1 protein-coding gene is annotated in these 533 nt (G+C 73.9%); it reads left to right on the top strand.

The window, feature by feature from the left end; genetic code table 11:
• Window positions 1-533, top strand: a 533-nt coding sequence (locus tag FK268_RS23770; RefSeq protein ID WP_306461505.1) for an SGNH/GDSL hydrolase family protein, incomplete at both ends; no start/stop codon positions are given.

Raw genomic sequence — 533 nt, 5'->3', positions numbered from 1 at the left:
TGCGCCTGGTCCTCCGGACGGCCGCCACCGTCATCGAGCTCGAGGCGCTGCCGACCAAGCGCGCGTACGCCGGCCTCCCCGCGCTGCCCGACGGTGCCTACGACCTCCTCGTCGACGGCCTCCCCGCCGGGCGCACGACGGTGCCGGAGGGCAACGTCGACACCGTCGTCGACATGGTCACGCAAGAGGCGGAATTCACGGAAGGGCCGTCGGGCGTCGCTCGCTTCACCGGCCTGCCCGCGGGCCGGAAGGACGTCGAGATCTGGCTCCCCCATAACGAGATCACCGAGCTGATCGCGCTGCGCACGGACGCCCCGGTGGCGCCGCAGGCGCCGCGCGAGCGCCGCTGGCTGCATCACGGCAGCTCGATCAGCCACGGCTCGGGCGCCGCTCACCCGACAGGCACCTGGCCCGCGATCGCCGCGCAAGCGGGCGGGGTCGACCTCGTGAACCTCGGCTTCGGCGGCAGCGCCCTGCTGGACCCGTTCGTCGCCCGCGCCATCCGCGACACCGTCGCCGACCTGATCAGCCTC

The sequence above is a fragment of the Tsukamurella sputi genome, assembly GCF_007858445.1.
GTDB classification, from domain to species: domain Bacteria; phylum Actinomycetota; class Actinomycetes; order Mycobacteriales; family Mycobacteriaceae; genus Tsukamurella; species Tsukamurella sputi.
The sequence above is the reverse complement of the archived record's forward strand: the minus strand, read 5'-3'. Positions and strand labels throughout refer to the sequence as shown.